Raw genomic sequence first — 15,049 nt, 5'->3', positions numbered from 1 at the left:
TGCGTAAAAAGTAAGTTGCATTAAATCAGCGGTGGCCAGTGAGCGAAGAAAGCCTTAAAGCCTACGTTTGATCCTGTGTATTTCGTTACAGACTAACCGCGCATTATACCGGATTTTCCGCGGCCAACCTCAGGGCGCGGGCAAAATCCAGCAGGTTCGTCGCCAAATCGCCATGGGCCAGTACTTGCTGCTGCCATTCTTCCGTACGAACGGCAAGGCAGGGCAAGGCGGCTTGCAAGTCCTGCCAGGCCGCCGGCATCGAGGCGATCTCGAACGCGCCATTCCAGCCAAGCGAAAAGCGCTCGAGCGCAGCCAGATCGGCGCTGCCGGCATAGCGGCCGAGGAAAGCGCGCAGTTTCTTGTGATGCAGGTTCTCGTCCTGCGGATAGATGTGCCAGACGAAAGGCCGCCCCGCCCACTGGGCGCGCACGAAGGAATCTTCACCGCGCACGAAATTCAGGTCGCAGGCCCACAGCAGCCGGTCGTAGTCGGGTTGCGGCACGAAAGGCAGCACGCGCACAGTGAGTGCACCCCGGGTCGCGCTATCGCCCGCACGGGCCGCACTCCCCAGAAAGGCCCCGACCGCCTGTGCCGCCACACCCTCCGGCACCAGGCAGGTCAGCGGGCGACTGCCCGCCGCCCAGGCGTCCAGCAGTTCGCCGACCGGCGCGTGCGGATAACAGAACAGCGATACCTTCAGCGCATCCATCTCGCCCGCCTCGAGGCCGAAACCGGATAGAAAGCGCGCCATTGCCGCGCGGTCGGCCTGGAAGGCGCGGCGCTGCGCGTCGAGGCCCGCTTCGTGCAACAGTCCGCCGGTTTTTTCGGTGAAGCCGGGGAAGAAAAAATGCTTGGTCAGTTTCAGGCGCGGATGCATGGACGGCAGGCGGTGGCAGCCTTCCACCCACGCTTCCGCCGTCAAGCCTTCGAGGTTGAACCATACCGGACGCGGCGTGCGCTGCGCCATGGCCGCGACGTACGCAGGAGGAATGTCCACCGCGAAAAACTCGATCACGATGTCGGCGATCTCGTTCGGCGTGAAACGACCATCCTGGTCGCGCCAGTGGCGCACCAGCACTTCTTCGACCACCTGCGTGTCGGCAGTGGTGTCGACCGCGGGGCAGATGCGGCGGAAGCTGGCCAGGTCGTCGACCCACAGGGTCACGCCCACGCCATGCTCGCGCCACAGCTGGCGCGCCAGGCGCCAGCAGATGCCGATGTCGCCATAGTTGTCGACGACCTTACAAAAGATCGCGAGGGTCGGTGCTGGATTGACTGGATTGGATGGCATGTCGATCACGCAAAAGCGATGGACAAAAAGAAAAACCGGAGCACCTCTCCGCGCAAGCGCGTTGGTCTACTCCGGTCTTATACTGGCGTCCCCACGGGGATTCGAACCCCGGTACTCACCGTGAAAGGGTGATGTCCTAGGCCTCTAGACGATGGGGACCTAAAACTGATTTTACTACCGATTTTTGCTACAGCTGCTGCCGAATTCTTGGCGTCCCCACGGGGATTCGAACCCCGGTACTCACCGTGAAAGGGTGATGTCCTAGGCCTCTAGACGATGGGGACCCGGACTATAGAACTATTGTTTTTCCAACGTGGTGGAGGTAAGCGGGATCGAACCGCTGACCTCTTGCATGCCATGCAAGCGCTCTCCCAGCTGAGCTATACCCCCTACGGGAAAACAATATTCTAACATACTGCTAATGCATCTACTACTCGCTTACTACCGCGTGCCGCTGGTTGCACGCTGGCGTCCCCACGGGGATTCGAACCCCGGTACTCACCGTGAAAGGGTGATGTCCTAGGCCTCTAGACGATGGGGACCTGGAACTACCGTACTACACTTCAGAGTTTGGTGGAGGTAAGCGGGATCGAACCGCTGACCTCTTGCATGCCATGCAAGCGCTCTCCCAGCTGAGCTATACCCCCTCTTCACTGTACTGACTACCTACTGCTTCGTACCGTGTGCTGCTGAAGTGCGAGCATTATAGCGGGGGTTCTTGCATTACGCAAATAGCGATTTGCGAATCACAAAGCCTTGCCGATACGCGCCAGTACGGTCTCGCGCCCGAACAGTTCCAGCACCGCATCGATGGCCGGCGTCTGCAACTGGCCGGTCACGATCAGGCGCAGCGGCATGGCGATCTGCGGCATCTTGAGGCCGTGCGCGGCCAGCACTTCCTTGAACATGGCGGCAATCGCCGCCTTGTTCCACTCCACGTCCTTGCAGCGCTCGGCAAACGCAGCCAGCGCCGGGCGCACGGCGTCGGTCAGGTGCTGGGCCAGCAGTGCGGCCTCCGGCTGCGGTTCGCGGTAGAACAGCATCGCGGTGTCGGCCAGCTCGTTGATGGTGTTGGTGCGGTCCTTCACCAGCGCAATCACGGTCGGCAGCGCCGGGGCGCCGTCGAAACGCGCACCTTCGCGCTCCAGTACCGGACGGGCCAGCGCAGCCAGGCGTTCGTTGTCGGCCGCCTTGATGTAATGGTTGTTCAGCCAGGCCAGCTTTTCCGGATTGAACTGCGCCGCCGATGCGGTCAGGTGCTCCAGGTTGAACCACTCGGTGAACTGCTCCATCGAGAAGATCTCGTCGTCGCCGTGGCTCCAGCCCAGGCGCGCCAGGTAGTTCAGCATCGCTTCCGGCAGGTAGCCCTGCTCCGGGTACTGCATGACGCTGACCGCGCCATGGCGCTTCGAGAGCTTCTGGCCGTCCGCGCCCAGGATCATCGGCAGGTGGCCGTACTGCGGCAGTTCGGCGCCGAGCGCGCGCAGGATGTTGATCTGGCGCGGCGTGTTGTTCACGTGGTCGTCGCCGCGCAGCACGTGGGTGATCTTCATGTCCCAGTCATCCACCGACACGCAGAAGTTGTAGGTCGGGGTGCCGTCCGGACGCGCGATGATGAGGTCGTCGAGCTCCTTGTTGGCGATGGTGATCGGGCCCTTGACCACATCGTTCCAGGTGACTTCGCCGTCCAGCGGATTCTTGAAGCGCACCACAGGCTTGACACCCTCCGGCACGCTTGGAAGGGTCTTGCCCGGCTCCGGGCGCCAGGTGCCGTCGTAGCGCGGCTTCTCGCCGCTTGCCCGCATGCGCTCGCGCATCGCCTCGACTTCCTCCGGCGAGCAGTAGCACAGGTAGGCAGTGCCCTGCTCCAGCATCGACGCCACCACCTCGCGGTAGCGGTCCATGCGCTGCATCTGGTAGAACGGGCCTTCGTCGTGCGACAGGCCGAGCCACTGCATGCCGTCCAGGATGGCCTGCACGGCTTCCGGCGTCGAGCGCTCGAGGTCGGTGTCCTCGATGCGCAGGATGAAGGTGCCGCCGAAATGGCGGGCATAGGCCCAGGAATACAGCGCGGTGCGGGCGCCGCCCAGGTGGAGGTAGCCGGTCGGGCTGGGTGCGAAGCGGGTGCGGACAGGGGTGCGGGCGGTCATGGCGGGATGCAAAAGAGGTAAAGGAGCTATTTTACCTCGCCCGCGCCCGCCTTTGCCTCCCCTGCGCCTCCCCTACTCGGCCCCGGATGGCTTGATCAGCGGTCGCGGCGCATCGAGCGCACGCCGCACCGCGCCGGCCAGCTGCGGTGCCGCGCGCCGGATCTGGGCCGGCGTATGCCGGGCCATCAACTGCAGCCGCAGGCGCGCCGCGCCCAGTGGCACGCCCGGGAATTCCATCGGATTGACGAACACCTGCTCGCGCGCCAGCAGCATGCCGGCAATCCGCGTGGCCGACTCGCAACCCAGCATCAGCGGGACGATCGGCGACGGGTTGCCGATGCAGCGCATGCCGTCGTCGTGCAGCAGCGCGCGCAGCTCGACGGCGTTGCGCATCACGTCCGCGCGCAGGCGCTCGCCCTCGTCGCCGGCGGCGATGCGCAGGCATTCCAGCACCGTGGCCGCCTGTACCGGCGACAGCGCATTGGAGAACATGTGCGGCCCGGCGAACAGCTGCAACTGGCGCCGCACGCTGCGCTCCGAACAGGCGACGAAGCCGCCGTTCGAGGCGAAGGTCTTGGAAAAGGCGCCCATCACCACGTCGATCTTGCCCAGCATGCCCTGGGCGCCGATCACACCGGTGCCGCCCGGCCCCATCGCGCCAAGGTCGTGCGCCACGTCCACCAGCAGCGTGGCGCCGTATTCGCGGCACAGGTACTGCATCAGCGGCAGGTCGGGGCTGTCCGCATCCATGCTGAACAGGCCTTCGGTGACCACCAGGATCGCGCTGCCGGCATCCACCGCGCGGATCCCGGCCAGCAGTTCGCGCAGGTGGTCGCAATCGAGGTGACGGAACACCGAGACGTTGCGGGTGGCCGCGGCCGCGCCCTGGCGCAGCGAGGCGTGCGCGAGGGCGTCGATCAGCACATGGTCGCCGGCGTGCACCAGCGCCGTGACCGCGCCGAAGGCGGCGCCCCAACCGGTCGGGAACAGCACCACCTGCTGGCAGTGCAGCAGCCTGCCGATGGCCTGTTCCAGCGCGTTCGAATAACGGCTGTTCCCGAGCAGGATGGCCGAGCCGGCGCTGTGCGGGCCGCATTCGGCCAGCACGCGCATGGCGGCGTCGATGACATCGGGGTGGGCGCTCAGGGACAGGTAATCCTGCGACGCGAAATTGATGCCCTGCTGCGCCGCCAGGCCATCGCCCTCGACGGTGGCCAGCGGCGCCGGCGGCCCCTCGAGCGTGCGGCCGTAGGGCCAGACCCCGTGGCGGGCGCGCAGCGCGCACCATTCGTCGAGCGGCGCGGCGCGGCGCATCAGGTCGCGGCCGCGCGGCTGGCGGAACAGGGCGACGTTGCCGCCCAGCGCGCCAGAGGCGGCAAGCGCGTCCAGGTCGTGGGCGGGATCAAGGGGAATCGGTTCATTCAGCACGGCATCCTCCGGCATGAAAACACACATGGGAACAGGGAAAAGGGGAACAGGAATCAGGCTGGCACCAGCGGTAACGGGGGCGATGGCGGCGAAGGCGGCGCCGCCTCGGCCTGGCGCGCCAGCAGCGCCTCGACCCCGCTTGGCGGCAGCGGCCGGGCGAAGAAGTAGCCCTGGGCGGCGTCGCAACCCATCGCGCACAGGTCGGCCAGCTGCTCGGGTGTCTCGACCGCTTCGGCGATCACGCTCAGGCCGAGACGGTGCGCCATCGCCACGATCGCCTCGGCGATCGCAAAGGAGCGGCCGCCGGGCTTGCCATCGCTTGTGGCCGCGCCAAGCCGGCGCACGAACAGGCCATCCATCTTCAGGATGTCGATCGGCAGCTCGGACAGGTAGTTCAGGCTCGAATAACCGGTGCCGAAATCATCGATCGACACCAGCACGCCGGCCTGGCGCAGCCCGCTCATCAGGGCGCAATTACCGGCCAGGTCTTCGATCAGCATCCCTTCGGTGATTTCCAGGTCGAGGCAGCGCGCCGGCATGCCGGTTTCGCCGAGGATCGCCAGCACCCGCGCCGGCAAGTTCGGCTCCTTCAGTTGGCGCGCCGACAGGTTCACCGCGGTCTTGATCTCGGGGAGGCCGGCGGCGCGCCAGGCGCGGTTCTGCAGGCAGGCGGTGCGCAGCGCCCAGTCGCCGATCGGGACGATCATGCCGGTCTCCTCGGCCAGCGGGATGAAGCGGCTCGGCGCGACGCAGCCGTACACCGGATGCTGCCAGCGCAGCAGGGCCTCGACGCCGAGCACCTGCCTGCTGGCCAGGTCGATCTGCGGCTGGTACTCGAGGAACAGCTGGCCCTGCGTGAGGGCGTCGCGCAGGCCATTTTTCAGGGCCAGGCGCTCGCTCTGCGGCTGCACCGTATCGCCGGAGTAGACCTGCACGCCGTTCTCGCCCCAGCGCTTGGCGCCGCGCATGGCGATGTCGGCGCGCTTGAGCAACGCATCGAGGTCGCAATCGGCCGCCGGGTACAGGGCCACGCCCACCGCCAGCGTCACGAAGCATTCGCGCCCCGCCACCGTCAAGGGCAGGCCGAAGCGGTCGAGGACCTTCTCGGCCACCACCTGGGCGTCCGACTCGAAGCTCAGGTCTTCCAGCAGCGCGATGAATTCGTCGCCGCCCCAGCGCGCCACCGTGTCGGCGTCGCGCAGGCAGCGCCGGATCGCGGTCCCGGCCTGGCTCAGCAAATCGTCCCCGGCCTCGTAGCCGAATTCGTCGTTGATCTCCTTGAAGCCGTTGATATTCAGGAGCAGCAGGGCCACCAGCCGCCGGTTGCGGTTGGCGCGGGCCATCGCGTGGCGCAGGCGGTCGCGCAGCAGGTTGCGGTTCAGCAGCCCGGTGAGCTGGTCGCGCTGGGCGCCGTGGAGCCGCCGCGGCGCCCCCGCTCCGCCGGCGGCGTCGCCCTCACCTTCCCCGCTCTCCTGCGCCACCGGTAGGTGTTCGTCCTCGTCGTGGCACTGTACCCGGTTGCGCCCGAGCGACTTGGCCGCGTACAGCGCCTCGTCGGCGCGGGCGATCGCCTGCGCGACGGCTTCGCCCGGGCGGTACTCGGCCACGCCCACCGAGACCGTGAGGCTGATCTCGGCGCCGTTGTCAAGGCAGCGCAGGTCGGCGACAACGCGCCGCACCCGTTCGGCCAGCACCACCGCGTCCGGCGCCGGGGTCTCCGGCAGCATCAATAGGAACTCCTCGCCGCCATAGCGCCCGAAGGCGTCGCTGCCGCGGATCTGGTCCTGCACCGCCTCGGCGAAGCTGCGCAGCACCGCATCGCCCGCCGCATGGCCGTAGGTGTCGTTGATGCGCTTGAAGAAATCGAGGTCGAAAAGACACAGGCAGAACGGGCGGCCGTTGCGGTCGCTGCGCTCCTTTTCGCGGTCGATCAGGCCGAGCAGGAAGCGCCGGTTATGGCTGCCGGTTAGCTCGTCGCGGATCGCCAGCTCGTTGATGGTGGACAGTGCACGCTGCAGCTTGACGAAGCCGGCGGTCTTGGTCAGCTCGAACAGCAGCACGAACACCAGCACAACCACGTACAGGCCCAGGTTGCAGATCAGCTGCAGCAGCGGCATGTCGAGGCTTGGGGCGACTGGTGCGGCCAGGCCTAAGGCCGGCAGGGCCCAGATCGTGGCGGCGGCGACGCAGCTCACCGCCAGCCAGAACACGCCGCTGGCCACGCCGCCGAGGAACATCGACACCACCGGGGCGGTGATCAGCCAGCTGGCCGTGGGCGCATGGATGCCGCCCAGGTGCCAGGTCAGCCAGGTGAAGTTGAAGAACAGGGCGCACAGGAACAGCTCGCGCGCCAGCGCGATGCTGCCGGTCAGGCGCAGCACGGGCGGCGCCATCAGCATCAGCAGGCAGCAGGCCAGGATCTCGACCGCCGCCAGTTCCAGCCCGAGCAGCCAGTAGGCCAGCGCGTACAGCGGGCCGGCAGTGGCCGCCATCAGCGCCGCGTTGACCACGTTCTCCGCACGCGCCAGCACGGCGGCATCGTGCCGCAAGCTGCCGGGGACGAACAGATGGACGGCGTCGAGATAACGCCCGCGCCACCGCTGCGTGCTGCGCTGTGTGCCTTCCTCGCTCATTGGAATCCCATGGGCCACGCTCTAAATGTTGAGTGTAGGCACGGAATTTTGAGGTAATCTTATTTTTAAGCAGAAAGTTCGCCGAAATCTCGGCGCCCTGGAAAAGCGATCCGGGGTTGGCGACGTTGATGGGGGCGCGCACGAGCGCTAGAATTCAGTTCAACAAGGGGGGGGCGGCAGGCATGCCGGATGGAGAACACAAGCAAACATCGCTGGCGACGCTCGACGACATCATTCACTCGGCCGTCGACCTCGCACGCATCTGTCTCGGCATGGACGTCGCCTTCGTGTCCGAATTCAAGGACGGACGCCGGATCTTCCGCCATCTCGTCGCGCGCGACGGCGTCCTTCCGGTCCATGAAGGCCATTCCGACCCGCTCGACGAAAGTTATTGCCAGCATGTGGTGAATGGCACGATCCCCGCCATCGTCGACGACAGCCACATTTTTCCGATCCTGAAACGGCTCGACTGTACCGAGGCGCTGAAGATCCGCGCCCATCTGGGCGTGCCGATCCGCCTGTCGGACGGCTCGGTATTCGGAACCTTTTGCTGCTACAGCCGCAGTCCGTCCAGCAACTTGCGCGAGGTCGACGTGCGGGCCATGTCGCAGTTCGCCACCCTGATCGCCACCATGCTCGAAACCCGGGTGCTGGCCGAGCGGGCGGTCGAAAGTTCCTGCGCCCGCCTTGCCGAAGTCATGCGGGAGCGCAGCTTCCACATGCTGTACCAGCCCATCGTCGACCTGGAAAGCGGCCGCGTCGCCGGTTACGAGGCGCTGGCCCGGTTCCCCGTGCCGCCGGCGCGTGCGCCCGACAAGTGGTTCGAGGAAGCCCACCTGGTGTCGAAAGGAACGCAGCTCGAGCTGCTGGCCATCGAGATGGCCCTGGCCGGCATGGCGCAGTTGCCGCCCGAGGCCTACCTGGCATTGAATGTATCGCCCGCGACGATCCTGAGCGGCGCGCTGGACGCCTGCCTGCACGGCGCACCGCTCGACAGGCTGGTACTGGAACTGACCGAGCACGCGCCCATCGACGAATACGGCAGCCTCGCCGCGGCGCTGGAAGGCTTGCGGCAGGCCGGCCTGAAACTGGCGATCGACGACGCCGGCTCGGGCTACGCGAGTTTCCGCCACATCCTGCTGCTGCGACCCGAGATCATCAAGCTCGACCAGAGCCTGATTCGCGACATCGACCTCGACCCGGGACGCCGCGCGCTGGCCGCGGCACTCACGGGTTTCGCCAGGGACACCGGCAGTAAAGTGGTAGCGGAAGGCATCGAGACGGAACAGGAACTGGCGGTCCTGCGCTCGCTGGGAGTGCAGGCCGGTCAGGGTTACCTGCTGGGCCACCCCGGGGCGATCGCCTGACGCCGGGGGCTGGCCGGATTTTTACCGCTTGGTAAAAAACCTCAGTCGTTCTTGACCACGATGCTCGGGAACTTGCTGGTCATGTCCTTGGCCTTCTCGGCGACCTTGACGGCGACCTTGCGCGCGATCTCCTTGTAGACGCCCGCGACCGGGCCGTCCGGATCGGCCACCACGGTGGGGCGGCCGGAATCGGTCTGTTCGCGGATCGACAGGGTCAGGGGCAGCTTGCCGAGGAAGTCGACGCCGAAGTCGCGGCACATCTTCTCGCCGCCGCCTTCGCCGAAGATCGACTCGTGGTGGCCGCAGTTGGAGCAGATGTGGGTGCTCATGTTCTCGACCACGCCGATGATCGGGATGCCGACCTTCTCGAACATCTTGAGGCCCTTGCGCGCGTCCAGCAGCGCGATGTCCTGCGGCGTGGTGACGATCACGGCGCCGGTGACCGGCACCTTCTGCGACAGGGTCAGCTGGATGTCGCCGGTACCCGGCGGCATGTCGACGATCAGGTAGTCGAGATCGCGCCAGTTGGTCTGCTCGAGCAGCTGCTGCAGCGCGCCGGTGACCATCGGGCCACGCCAGACCATCGGCTCGTCCGGATCGATCATGAAGCCGATCGAGGACACCTGCACGCCGTGGTTCTCGAGCGGTTCCATGGTCTTGCCATCGGTGCTTTCAGGGCGCCCGTTAATCCCCAGCATCATCGGCTGCGAGGGGCCGTAGATGTCGGCATCCAGGATGCCGACGCTGGCGCCTTCGGCAGCCAGCGCCAGCGCCAGGTTGACGGCGGTGGTGGATTTACCGACGCCGCCCTTGCCCGAGGCGACCGCGATGATGTTCTTCACGTTCGGCATGACCTTCAGGCCGCGCTGGACCGCGTGCGACAGGATCTTGCTATATACCTTGACGGTCACGTTGCCGACGCCCGGCAGTGCTTTCAGGCCGGCGAGCACGCTGTCGCGGATAGCCGCGACCTGGCTGGCCGCCGGGTAGCCCAGCTCGACGTCCAGGGAGACGTCAGCGCCGCTGAGCTTGATGTTCTTGATCGATTTGGAAGAAACGAAATCCTTCCCGGTGTTAGGATCGATGACCGCCGACAATGCTGCCTTGACATCGTTCTCAGTGATGCTCATGAGTTTCTCCATGTAATAGGGCCGAAGTGTAGCGCAAAACGCCGCCGGCTTCTTGTTGCTTTGGCAAACCTGGGCCCTGGCCACTGCGCATCGGGGCCCTTCCGCTGTTAAAATGCTTCTTTCCAAAAACCTAAAGCGCTTCGACCATGACCCGCAAGCTGTTCGTCACCACCGCCCTGCCCTACGCCAATGCTGCCTTCCATATCGGCCACATGATGGAATACATCCAGGCCGACATCTGGGTCCGGTTCCAGCGAATGCAGAGCGACAATGGTACCCAGCGCCAGGTGCACTTCGTCTGCGCCGACGACACCCACGGCACCCCGATCATGATCGCGGCCGAGAAGGAAGGCATCACGCCGCAGGAATTCGTGGCCAAGATCGCCGCCGGCCGTCCGCAATACCTGAACGGCTTCCACATCGCCTTCGACAACTGGTATTCCACCGATTCACCCGAAAACGTCGAACTCTCGCAAGGCATCTACCGCAAGCTGCGGGATACCGGCCTGATCGTCACCAAGACCGTCGACCGCTTCTACGACCCGGTCAAGGGCATGTTCCTGGCCGACCGCAACATCAAGGGCGAGTGCCCGGTCTGCCACGCCAAGGACCAGTACGGCGACAACTGCGAAGTCTGCGGCGCGGCCTACCAGCCGACCGAACTGATCAACCCGTTCTCGGTATTCACCGGCTCGACCCCGATCCTCAAGCCTTCGGAACAGTATTTCTTCAAGCTGTCCGACCCGCGCTGCTTCGCCTTCCTGAAGGAATGGCTGAACACCCCCGGCCGCCTGCAGCCGGAAATGGTGAACAAGGTATCGGAATGGCTGGGCGAATCCGGCGAGAAGCTGGCCGACTGGGACATTTCGCGCGACGCGCCCTACTTCGGCATCCCGATTCCCGACGCGCCGGGCAAGTTCTTCTATGTGTGGCTGGACGCGCCGGTCGGCTACCTGGCCTCGCTGAAGAATTATTTCGACAAGCAGGGTCTCGACTACGACGCCTTCCTGAACGACCCGCAAGCCGAGCAGATCCACTTCATCGGCAAGGACATCGTGTCCTTCCACCTGCTGTTCTGGCCGGCGATGCTGAACTTCTCGCAGCACCCGATCATCGACAAGCTGAGGGTCGCGGTGCACGGCCACCTGACCGTGAACAACGAAAAGATGTCGAAGTCGCGCGGCACCGGCATTTCGCCGCTGCGCTACCTCGAGCTGGGCATGAACCCGGAATGGCTGCGTTATTACCTTGCCTTCAAGCTCAATGCGAAAGTCGAAGACCTGGACTTCAACGGCGACGACTTCGTGGCCCGCGTGAACAGCGACCTGATCGGCAAATACATCAATATCGCCAGCCGCTGCGCCGGCTTCATCGCCAAGAAGTTCGACGGCAAGCTGGCCGACAGCCTCTCCGCCACCGCCAAGGGCTGGATCTGCAAGGCCCTCATGAACGAGGGCGCCGAGCGCCAGGCCAGCATCGCGGCCAGCTACGAGGCACGCGATTACGGCCGCGCGATGCGCGAGATCATGGAGATCACCGACGTCGTCAACCAGTATGTGGACGAGAACAAGCCCTGGCTGCTGGCCAAGGACGAGACCAGGACGGCCGAGCTGCACGACGTCTGCACCACCGCGCTGATCCTGTTCCGCCAGCTGAGCATCATGCTGTCGCCGGTGCTGCCGCAAGTGGCGGCGCGGGTCGCCGAGTTCCTCGGCGATGGCGAGTTGAGCTGGCTTGATACCCATGGCGCCGCCGTCTACGAAACCATGCTGGGCCGCAGCATCGGCGCCTACAGCCACCTGATGCAGCGCGTGGATGCGAAGATGGTCGAGAACCTGTTCGACAAGCCGGCAGGCGGCCCTGCGGCCAGCGTCCCTGCTGCCGCGGCTGTCCCGGCGCCCGCCGTTGTGTCCGACGCCAGCCTTGCCGTTGCGGCGCTTTCGCCGGTGCAGGATGAGGATGCCGGCGATATCGAAGCCCTGGCGCCGGAAATCTCGATCGACGATTTCACGAAGATCGACCTACGCGTGGCGCGCATCGTCAACTGCGAACACGTCGAAGGCGCCGGCAAGCTGCTGCGCCTGACCCTGGACGTGGGCGAAGGCCGCTACCGTAACGTGTTCTCGGGCATCAAGTCGGCCTACAAGCCGGAAGACCTGGTCGGCAAGCTGACCGTCATGGTTGCCAACCTGGCGCCGCGCAAGATGAAGTTCGGCGTGTCGGAAGGCATGGTGCTGTGCGCCTCCGCCGCCGACGAGAAGACGAATCCGGGGCTGTACCTGCTCGATCCGATGCCGGGCGCGCAGCCGGGCATGCGCATCCGCTGATCCGTTTTGCCAGAGTCGGGGGAGCAGGGCCGATGGGCTCTTGCTCCCCCGATTTCTTTGTACGGAAGCCGCATGCGCGCACCGACGAAGCCCCCCCAAAATCAACGCCCACGCCCATCCACAGCGTTATAATGGCGTGTTTTTTCTGAAACTCGTGCCCCTACGGCCCTGCCGGCAGGCCTTCTTCAGACCCATAAAATAGGTAGATAACAAGATGACCGAATTGACTCCTCTCCGCCACATCCCCCAAGCCAACGTGTTCCGCAAAGGCGACGTGTTCGTCCTGTTCGGCGAACTGTTCGGCCGCGGCTATGTGAACGGCCTGATCGATGAGGCACGCAAGGCCGGCATGAGCATCGTCGGCATCACGGTCGGCCGCCGCGACGAAACGGGCGCCCTGCGCGCCCTCAACGCGGAAGAGCTGCTCGAGGCGGAAGAAAAGCTCGGCGGCAAGATCATCAACGTGCCGCTCATGGCCGGCTTCGACATGGACGCCCCGGAAGGCGAACAGAACCCGACCGAAATGCTGTCCGGAGTCACCCTCAAAAGCTGGCAGGAAGACAAGCTGGACTGGGAAAAGATCGAACGCTGCCGCGCAGCCGGCGTGCGCCGTTTTACCACTGCGGCGGCGACCGCCATGGCCGAGATCGACAAGCTGATCCCGGACGGCGCCAACGTGTTCTTCGCCCATACCATGGCCGGCGGCATCCCGAAGATCAAGGCCTTCCTGGCGATCGCCAACCGGATCTACAAAGGCCGCGGCGAGCGCTTCATGTCCTCGCGCGCCCTGCTGGACAGCGACCTGGGCAAGCTGATCCTGATGAACTTCGACGAGGTCACCGCCAACACCCTGAAGTACCTGATCGATGCCTCGGCCCCGATCCGCGAGCGCGTCACGAAAGCCGGCGGCGAAGTGCGCTACACCGCCTACGGCTACCACGGTACCGAGATCCTCATCAAGGGCGAGTACACCTGGCAGACCTACACCAACTACACCCAGGGCTATGCCAAGATGCGCCTGGAGTCGGTTGCCCAGGCCGCCTGGAAGTCCGGCGTCTACGCCACCGTGTTCAACTGCCCGGAAATCCGCACCAATTCGTCCGACATCTTCGTGGGCGTCGAGCTGTCGCTGTTCCCCCTGCTGCTCGCGCTGAAGAAGGAAGGCGGCGGCGAGTGGGCGGACAAGCAGTGGGCAATCTGCCAGGACCTGCTGAACGACGGCGTGTCCCTGCAGTCGCTGCTCGACACCATCGAGCACTACAACAACGACGCCACCAGCGCCGAATTCCGCAACTTCGAAGCCTGGCCGATGGACAACACGCCAGCCCTGGCCGAGGTCATGATCGGCACCTCGGAAGCGGCGACCGCGCTGCATAAAGACAAAAAGGCCCTGATCACGGACCACCTGTCGAGCCTGGTGCTGGAAGGCGCCGGCCCACTGATGTTCCATGGCGCTTCCGAAAAGATCGCACCGGTGCTGTGGCTCAGCCACGACATCATCGCCCGCCAGCTGAACGAGCTGCACAAGTAAACTTGACGCGAACGCGCCGGGGGCCAAGAATCGGCTCCGGACGTTTGTCACCTACTTTTTGGAAATCATGTTCTTCAAGAAACAACACTCGATGTACGAATCCGAGCATACCAGGTTCATCAAGGAGCTCAAGGCACAGACCCCTGGCATGGACGAGCGCCAGGTCGAAGGCCGCGCCCTGCTGTGGGACAAGGCCCCGCTCTCGCTCGACGAACAGGAGCGCATCAAGGCGTCGCGCCTGCGCCAGCAGGCCTACCCGTACCAGAGCAAGGTCTGAAGTACAGGTAAGCGTCCCATGCTGCCCGAGCAGGCCGAACCTGCGCAGGATGGGGCGCCGCCGCACCCCGAACAAGGCGCGCACGACGCGCACCTGAACGCCGCGGCCGATGTCGCCGAGGCGTCCATCGCACGCCTGTACGGCGAGCCCTTGATGCGCTTGCCCAACGACCTGTACATCCCGCCGGATGCGCTCGAGGTATTCCTCGACGCCTTCGAAGGTCCGCTCGACTTGCTGCTATACCTGATCCGCAAGCAGAACTTCAATATCCTCGACATCCCGATGGCGCAGGTGACCCTGCAATACCTGAAGTACGTCGAGCAGATCCGCCAGCGGAACCTTGAACTGGCCGCCGAGTACCTGTTGATGGCGGCCATGCTCATCGAGATCAAGTCGCGGATGTTGCTCCCCAAGAGGCAGGACGACCTGGTGGAAGACGCGGGCGACCCGCGCGCGGAACTGGTGCGCCGCCTGCTGGACTACGAGCAGATGAAATCGGCGGCCCTTGCGCTGGGCGCCCTGCCCCAGGAAGGCCGCGACTTCGTGCGCCCGCAGCTGTTCGTCGAACAGGGCCTGGCGCTCGCCCTGCCCGAGGTCGACCCCTGGGACCTGCAGCGCGCCTGGCTCGACGTGCTGCGCCGCGCCAAGCTGACCCAGCACCATCGGATCAGCCGCCAGGAGCTCTCGGTGCGCGAGCACATGTCGGCCATCCTGCGCACACTGCAGTCGCAGCGCTTCGTCGAATTCTCGGAACTTTTTTCGGGCCAGCACACGGTTCCGATTGTGGTTGTACACTTTGTCGCCATGCTCGAACTGGCGAAGGAAACCTTGATCGAGATCACGCAGGCCGAGCCCTTCGCGCCAATCTATGTGCGCCTGGCCTATTCCCCGGCTTGAAAGCCGCTACATTGAATG

General features: G+C 65.1%; 10 protein-coding genes and 5 tRNA genes. 5 read left to right on the top strand and 10 right to left on the bottom strand.

Annotated features, from left to right (window positions below; genetic code table 11):
• Positions 1-103 precede the first annotated feature (103 nt).
• From earP to AC56LU_RS17625, 9 genes are all read right to left on the bottom strand, one after another.
• The gene (earP, locus tag AC56LU_RS17665) at positions 104-1,291 is read right to left on the bottom strand and encodes an elongation factor P maturation arginine rhamnosyltransferase EarP (protein WP_497176926.1); all 1,188 of its coding nucleotides are present in this window, start codon (positions 1,289-1,291) and stop codon (positions 104-106) included.
• An 83-nt stretch (positions 1,292-1,374) separates the two neighbouring features.
• Positions 1,375-1,450, bottom strand: a tRNA-Glu gene (locus AC56LU_RS17660).
• Between the two features lie 49 nt (positions 1,451-1,499).
• A tRNA-Glu gene (locus tag AC56LU_RS17655) sits at positions 1,500-1,575 on the bottom strand.
• 30 nt (positions 1,576-1,605) lie between these two features.
• Positions 1,606-1,681, bottom strand: a tRNA-Ala gene (locus AC56LU_RS17650).
• Between the two features lie 76 nt (positions 1,682-1,757).
• Positions 1,758-1,833, bottom strand: a tRNA-Glu gene (locus AC56LU_RS17645).
• 29 nt (positions 1,834-1,862) lie between these two features.
• Positions 1,863-1,938: transfer RNA gene (locus AC56LU_RS17640), tRNA-Ala, on the bottom strand.
• Between the two features lie 99 nt (positions 1,939-2,037).
• Positions 2,038-3,441: a glutamate--tRNA ligase gene (gene gltX / locus AC56LU_RS17635; RefSeq protein WP_497176925.1), complete on the bottom strand. Its 1,404-nt coding sequence runs from the start codon at positions 3,439-3,441 to the stop codon at positions 2,038-2,040.
• A 72-nt stretch (positions 3,442-3,513) separates the two neighbouring features.
• Complete coding sequence (locus tag AC56LU_RS17630; RefSeq protein WP_497176924.1) at positions 3,514-4,869, bottom strand: aminotransferase class I/II-fold pyridoxal phosphate-dependent enzyme; 1,356 nt, start codon at positions 4,867-4,869, stop codon at positions 3,514-3,516.
• Positions 4,870-4,922: 53 nt separating this feature from the next.
• Entirely contained in the window at positions 4,923-7,502 is a 2,580-nt protein-coding gene (locus AC56LU_RS17625) for a putative bifunctional diguanylate cyclase/phosphodiesterase (protein ID WP_497176923.1), read from the bottom strand.
• A gap of 182 nt (positions 7,503-7,684) precedes the next feature.
• Here AC56LU_RS17625 and AC56LU_RS17620 point away from each other — a divergent pair, with 182 nt between their 5' ends.
• Positions 7,685-8,869 carry a sensor domain-containing phosphodiesterase gene (locus AC56LU_RS17620; RefSeq protein WP_497176922.1) on the top strand — a complete coding sequence of 395 codons (1,185 nt, stop codon included), beginning with the start codon at positions 7,685-7,687 and terminating at the stop codon, positions 8,867-8,869.
• Positions 8,870-8,910: 41 nt separating this feature from the next.
• Here AC56LU_RS17620 and apbC read toward each other — a convergent pair whose 3' ends face one another.
• Positions 8,911-9,999 (bottom strand): iron-sulfur cluster carrier protein ApbC, encoded by a 1,089-nt coding sequence (gene apbC, locus AC56LU_RS17615; RefSeq protein ID WP_497176921.1) that lies wholly within the window; start codon positions 9,997-9,999, stop codon positions 8,911-8,913.
• 146 nt (positions 10,000-10,145) lie between these two features.
• Here apbC and metG point away from each other — a divergent pair, with 146 nt between their 5' ends.
• The 4 genes from metG (at position 10,146) to AC56LU_RS17595 (ending at position 15,031) form a co-directional block, all read left to right on the top strand.
• Positions 10,146-12,326, top strand: a complete 2,181-nt coding sequence (gene metG, locus AC56LU_RS17610) for a methionine--tRNA ligase (protein WP_497176920.1) — start codon at positions 10,146-10,148, stop codon at positions 12,324-12,326.
• A 214-nt stretch (positions 12,327-12,540) separates the two neighbouring features.
• Positions 12,541-13,857: an enoyl ACP reductase FabMG family protein gene (locus AC56LU_RS17605; protein WP_497176919.1), complete on the top strand. Its 1,317-nt coding sequence runs from the start codon at positions 12,541-12,543 to the stop codon at positions 13,855-13,857.
• A 67-nt stretch (positions 13,858-13,924) separates the two neighbouring features.
• The gene (locus tag AC56LU_RS17600) at positions 13,925-14,134 is read left to right on the top strand and encodes a DUF3460 family protein (RefSeq protein ID WP_497176918.1); all 210 of its coding nucleotides are present in this window, start codon (positions 13,925-13,927) and stop codon (positions 14,132-14,134) included.
• A gap of 18 nt (positions 14,135-14,152) precedes the next feature.
• Positions 14,153-15,031: a segregation and condensation protein A gene (locus AC56LU_RS17595; protein ID WP_497176917.1), complete on the top strand. Its 879-nt coding sequence runs from the start codon at positions 14,153-14,155 to the stop codon at positions 15,029-15,031.
• The last annotated feature ends 18 nt before the right edge of the window (positions 15,032-15,049 follow it).

Source organism: Telluria sp. PB2R4 (genome assembly GCF_059685695.1).
Note: the sequence above shows the minus strand (reverse complement) of the source record. Positions and strands in the feature narration are given on the sequence as shown.